Annotated in this window: 5 protein-coding genes; 3 read left to right on the forward strand and 2 right to left on the reverse strand. The window is 31.5% G+C overall.

Annotated elements, in window-relative coordinates:
* The first annotated feature begins 159 nt into the window (after window positions 1–159).
* On the forward strand, window positions 160–339 hold the full coding sequence (locus J6Y29_01920; GenBank protein ID MBP5426648.1) for a hypothetical protein: 180 nt from the start codon (window positions 160–162) through the stop codon (window positions 337–339).
* A 174-nt stretch (window positions 340–513) separates the two neighbouring features.
* Here the strand turns inward: J6Y29_01920 and J6Y29_01925 are convergent, their stop codons facing one another.
* Both J6Y29_01925 and J6Y29_01930 read right to left on the reverse strand, forming a co-directional pair.
* Complete coding sequence (locus J6Y29_01925) at window positions 514–1230, reverse strand: 1-acyl-sn-glycerol-3-phosphate acyltransferase (protein ID MBP5426649.1); 717 nt, start codon at window positions 1228–1230, stop codon at window positions 514–516.
* 19 nt (window positions 1231–1249) lie between these two features.
* Window positions 1250–2491: an AI-2E family transporter gene (locus tag J6Y29_01930; GenBank protein ID MBP5426650.1), complete on the reverse strand. Its 1242-nt coding sequence runs from the start codon at window positions 2489–2491 to the stop codon at window positions 1250–1252.
* Window positions 2492–2586: 95 nt separating this feature from the next.
* Here J6Y29_01930 and spoIIM point away from each other — a divergent pair, with 95 nt between their 5' ends.
* Window positions 2587–3222, forward strand: a complete 636-nt coding sequence (gene spoIIM, locus J6Y29_01935; GenBank protein ID MBP5426651.1) for a stage II sporulation protein M — start codon at window positions 2587–2589, stop codon at window positions 3220–3222.
* A gap of 465 nt (window positions 3223–3687) precedes the next feature.
* The coding region (locus J6Y29_01940; protein MBP5426652.1) for a hypothetical protein at window positions 3688–6000 on the forward strand (2313 nt) is incomplete at its 3' end.

Below are 6000 nucleotides of genomic sequence, written 5' to 3' on the forward strand. Positions count from 1 at the left end.
GTAGATATGGAGTTTTAAGAAAAAAATGCTAGATTATTGAAAAAAAGTATTGACAAAAAAATGTAAATAATGTATAATTCTCGCAGAAAGATGGTTAAAAAACCAAAATATGAAAAATATTAGGTTATTTAACCCCGAAAGAGAAAGGAGTGTTTTAAAATGTTTTTAGAAAAAAAAATTAGTGAGATTTGCGGAAATGACTTGATGGATATATCAGTGGGGAATATGCCGGGAAGCCTATATGCAGAAGAATTTGACTATATGATGCCTGTTTTTGGGGCAGTTATTCTAAAAAATATAGATATGTCAAATATAGGAAATAAAATATTGGGGAAATAATTAATAGAAGATGGGAAAATAAAAACCCCAGAATTATATTAGATTGGACGTTAAGTTGCAGGATAATAAAAACATCTACTTAAAAAAGAGGTTTGTAGATGGGAATTATGACAACATATAAAGCAAGAATAAAAGAATTACATGGTGCGTTTAAATGAAATCAAGATTTAAGTTCTAAGAACTTAAATCTTGATTTTTAGATATCATATCATATGCATTGTCTAATATCGTTTTATAGTCTGAATTATTAGTTACAGTAATCTTTGGTAAGATTTTTACTGTGACATGATTAGGCTTTATACGGTAATTATTTTTTTCAAATATTTCGGCGGTTCCAGTCATGAAAATTGGAACAACAGATACTTTTTTTTCTACTGCGAGTTTGAACGCTCCTGTTTTAAACTTAAGTAAGTTTGAAGTTTTATTTCTAGTACCTTCAGGGAATATTATCATAGAGTATCCTTGGTCTAAATTTTCTCCGACTAGATTAAGTGATAAGACAGCTTTTCTGGCATTATCTCTATCAACAAACACGCAATTTAATTCTCGCATCCATTTGCCAATGAAAGGTATTTTTTTAATAGAGTCTTTAGACATTAGGCCATAAGGTTTGTCAAGACTTGCTAGCAATACTGGTATATCGAAAAAACTTCTATGATTGCAAACGAAAATAACGGTTTCATTAGGTATATTTTCTAGCCCAGAAACGTCAACTGTTACACCTGAAATTTTCAATACATACTTGGCCCATTCTCTAACATAATTTGTTACTAATCTATCATGCTCACTTATATTGTTATCCAAAGACAATTTTTGTACGTGTTTAAGTCGTCCGTTTAAGGATAACAAGTAAAAGAACAGACGAACCACGCAAATGATAGTTCTAAACACAAAATTTCCTCCTTACCAATTAGTGTACACTATCATTATATACCAAAATGTGATTTTCTTCATCTATATTTTTTGCATTGATATAACTACACGAATCAGCAGGTAAATTCTTTTGTAGCAGAAGTTTTTCTATAATGTGTTTTACTATTGAATAAAGGACTGCAAATAGGGGTACACCAATGATCATACCAATAAAGCCCCATATTCCCCCAGCAAGCAAAAGTGCAAAAGTTACCCAAAATTCTGATACGTGAGTTGTATTTTTTAGAATTTTAGGTCCAATTATATTGCCATCGATTTGTTGCAATATAATGATGAATAATATAAAATAGACACTTTTTTTTCCATCCACTAAAAATACTAATATAGTGCAAGGAACAGCACCAATAAGTGGCCCAAAGTAAGGTATAATGTTAGTTATACCTATAATTACACTAAGTAGTAGTGCATATGGTATATGCATTACTAGAAGTATAGGGTAGCTTATTATTCCAACAATCAAAGAATCAATTATTTTCCCAATCAAAAATCCACTAAAAGTTTTATGTGCGTACCTTGCAGTGTCAATTATGTAATTGGCTGATTTTATATTAAACAAAGCGTAAATAATTTTTTTCGATTGAGCGATGAATTTTTCTTTTTCCATAAATGCATATATTGCAACTATTATTCCTACAACCAAATCAAATGTGATACGAGTAACGTTCATTATGCTTTTAGTGACGTAGGATAATATGCTATTGGACTTACTAATTAGACTATTGCTAAACCAATCTTCGAAATATAGCATAGATTTCTCTAATACTTGATAAAAAGTAGAATTTAGTTTTTTGCTTGAAGCGATTTTTTCTGATAGAGTGATTAGATATTGATCTACGAGCGAAGGTAGTTTAGGTAAAAGATCAGCTAATGTGTTATATGTGCTAGGTAAAATGACAAAACATATTAATGTTAATATGACAATTCCTATTACTACTGTTATAGTTATGCTAATAATTTTTGCGCATCGTTTTTTGTTAAGCCCACATTGCTTGTTCTCAAGCAAATGCAGTATAAAGCGTCTAGACGACATCATTATAGGATTGAATAGATAAGCAAGAATGATACCATATATTACAGCACGAACACTTTTTATCATATCAAGTATTCTAGTTGTAACAATATTTATACGAAGTAACAAGAAGAACCAAGTGATGCTAATAATAATTAATATGCAAAGCATAAAAATTTTTTTTGTAAAATCAATTTTTTTCTCCTTCATAAAGGCACCTCCTGATGAAGTCATCTAATATACATATCGATATAATTTGTGTCATATTAAATAGATAGGTAGAAATTTAATTTTGGAGTAAGAAAATGGGAAGACGACATAAGGTATTCACGCATATAAGAGAACATGTGCGTATATATATATTAATAATTATAGTGATGGTGATTGGTTTAGTAAAGGGTAGTATAGATTTAGTCAAAGTAGAGGAAGTGACAATTTTAAATCTTGGTGAATGTATAAAAGATTTTTTTGATATAGGTAGTGCAAGAATTGAAAATGATATATTTTTTAGAGAATTTAGAACAATGGCAAAATTATTTTTAGTTGTTTGGATCAGTGGTTCATCTCTTATAGGGTTTCCGATTATTGCATACATAATTTATCTAAAAGGATATGCGTTAGGGTTTTTAAGTGGGGTATTAATAAAATCAATGGGGATTAGAGGGACAATTGTTATGGTTATGGCTGTGTTGCCTAAAGAAATGTTTTTAATTCCCATAATAGTAGTATTGGGTGTGATGAGTATGCAATATTCATTGTATATGATAAACAATAGAAGAATATTTTATTCGAAAAGTGTAATAAGAGAGTTTGTGAAGTATGCTTTAAAAGGTGGAGCATGTAGTTTATTGGGAACATTGGTGGTAGCAATTAACACAAAATTATTGATTAATGGATGGTATAACAATTTAATTAATTGTATTTGCAAAATAGTACAGTAAAACGCATATATATATTTTTTATAGTAAGAGAAAATTTTTTTATGATATTTTTAAATTATAAAAAGGTCCTAGGGATTATGGATAAAGCTATTTTTATATTGTTAATTATATTTTTTTAGAGTAGTCATATTAAGGTCATATATATTAAACCTAATGGTGCAAATTCAAGTTATCACCCAAAATAAATAAACTTGTGTATAACAATAATATATACGAAACGCAACTAATGCTATTTTAGACAAAAATAGTTAAATTTCTCACAATATGTGCACACAAAGGTGTTGGATATGTTTCGTTAATATAAACTATAAAGATATTATAAATATTGATCGAAAGCAAGTAAGCACCATAAAATAGATATAGGTGAAGTTTATCTAAAAGCATATAAAAATTTTATATATAGAGAAAAAATCGACCAATCACCCAAGACAAAATCAAAAAAATACCCTAAAGGAGGAAAGTGCAATGAATAAACATAAGCGTTTTTTATACAAATTAGTATCTATAATAATGACAATTTGTTCGTTAGTAAATATTGCATGGGCAACGGATTCAGATCCAGTATTTCCTTCGGGAATAAATAATGCAGAAATTGATATTACGCAAGGTACTAATGTACACGAGGGTAATATAAGGATATATGATGCTTGCGGAAACTATACATGTTTTTCTGTTGGACCTTGGGTGAAGAGTATGCAAGAACATGTAGATGGCAAATGGTTGCTATATGTAGAGGATAAATTAGCGACTAGCATAACAGCTATTAAGCCAACATCAACGAGTGGGACACCGCTTACATTATATCATGAAGATGGGACAACGCGGTATAATGGAGATGTTATACTGGATGAAAATAATAGAGCCAAGATAAAATTTGAATTACCTGAGGGTATTGAAGAGATATTTATATATGATAATAATGGAACATATACGAAAGTGAAAGTGTCAGATTATAAAGAGGAGGTATTTAGGCCAGGGAAATTAGAAACATTTGAAAAGGTGGTTACAGATGAACCCACAGAAGGAACAATAAGGGTATATGATGCAACAGGTAACTATATAGTATACTCGATCGGAACAAAGGTTATCAGTTTAAAGAAAGAAACAAATAATACATTAGTAGAAATGTGTGTGTATGATGAGTATGCTAGTATAACTGATATTACTGAGGATGAAGTAAATGGAATTACAGTTAGAAATGAAAATAACGACGGAGTACTTATAATGCCAACATTGGATAGCTCAACTCATAAGGCAACATTTAAATTTAATTTATCTGATGATTCAGTAAGAAAAATATATATACACAACTCAAATAATTTGTATACAGAAGTAGAGTTAAGAGGTTATGAGACGGATTTATTTGACAGTACAGTAGAATTTACACCTACTGAAGAGACCACAGCCATTATAACAGTATTTGATGCGGTTGGTAACTCAGTACGGTATGAGGTTGATAAAAAAGCGCCTATAGTAGTTAAAGGATATTACAGAGGGACAAAAGGATTTATTCATGTACAGGATGAAGATTATCCTGTAAATAATGGTACCCCTGATCCAACAATAGTTAATCCAGATGGTAAAGTAAAATCCAGTGGACTATGGAAGGTTACTCAAAGTTCGGGTCAAGACGTAGTTGCTACATTTTCTCCTGATGTAAATGAAGAAGCTATAATTATTCCTTCAATATCACCGAATGATCATACAGTACAGGTATTTGATAAAGCGGGGAATTTGGTTGATGTAACATTAATAGAGGATACATCAGCACCTACAGCAACTGTAACATATAGTAAAGGTAAATATACAGTATCAGCAGAAGATACACAATCAGGAGTAAAAAGTATAGGAGAGATAGATTTTAGAACAGCAACTCCAAGTCCGTATCCTACTACTGCAGCATATCAATTTACAGCACCACCATCAGAAGCATCTATTACAGTAAATGATGCATTAGATAATCAAAGTACAGTATATCTAGATAATCAAGCACCAACAGTGATTCCTACTGTATATAAAAATGCAAGTAAGATAAAGATAACAGCTACCGACACAGCGCAAAGTGGAAAAGAAATAAGTGGATTGTGGAAGATAGAGGGGGGAAGTACGTCAAATGGTAGTTTTTTGGATTTATATACAGTTAATGAAACAGGAGGAACAAGCGGAGATAATGGAATAGCGAATCCAGGTAGCGAATCTATAACAACAAATATTACAGAAGTAAAAACATTGAGTGATTTGGGTAGTATAGAGTATGTAAGGGCGGTAGACCATGCGGGTAATGTTGGAGATCCAGTGGCAGTTACACAAGATACAGAAGTAACTACAGCAAAAGTATCATATAATCAAGGTATAGCTACAATAACTGCATGGGATTCCCAATCCGGAATAGAGAAAATTACAAAAGATGGAACAGACACACTGTTGCATCCTGATACAACATATGGTAGCAGTGTTACAGCTACTCCAGTGGCTACAGTGGTACCAACCATAGTACCTAGTGATAACATTAGTAGTGTAACGGTATACGATGCATTAGGTAATATTAAAGACATATACATAGATAATCAAGCGCCAAGTGCAACAGGATACTATAGTACAAATACCAATAACATAAAGGTTGTTACCCAGGATACGGCGCAAACAGTGAATATAGATAATGTAGATACGCCAGTAGTAGCCAGTGGACTAGAGAAATTTACTTACACAGGAACAAATGGCGTAGGTACTAGAAACATATCAAATGTAGGAGCGCAAGGAGTAGAAGGAGGATTAGTA

It is taken from the genome of Clostridiales bacterium (assembly GCA_017961515.1).
In the GTDB taxonomy this organism is placed as follows: domain Bacteria; phylum Bacillota; class Clostridia; order Acetivibrionales; family RGIG10202; genus RGIG10202.

Bases quoted from the DNA above. Each gene is read 5' to 3' on its own strand.
- spoIIM (MBP5426651.1), top strand. From the start codon at position 2,587: ATGGGAAGACGACATAAGGTATTCACGCATATAAGAGAACATGTGCGT.
- J6Y29_01930 (MBP5426650.1), bottom strand. From the start codon at position 2,491: ATGAAGGAGAAAAAAATTGATTTTACAAAAAAAATTTTTATGCTTTGC.
- J6Y29_01920 (MBP5426648.1), top strand. From the start codon at position 160: ATGTTTTTAGAAAAAAAAATTAGTGAGATTTGCGGAAATGACTTGATG.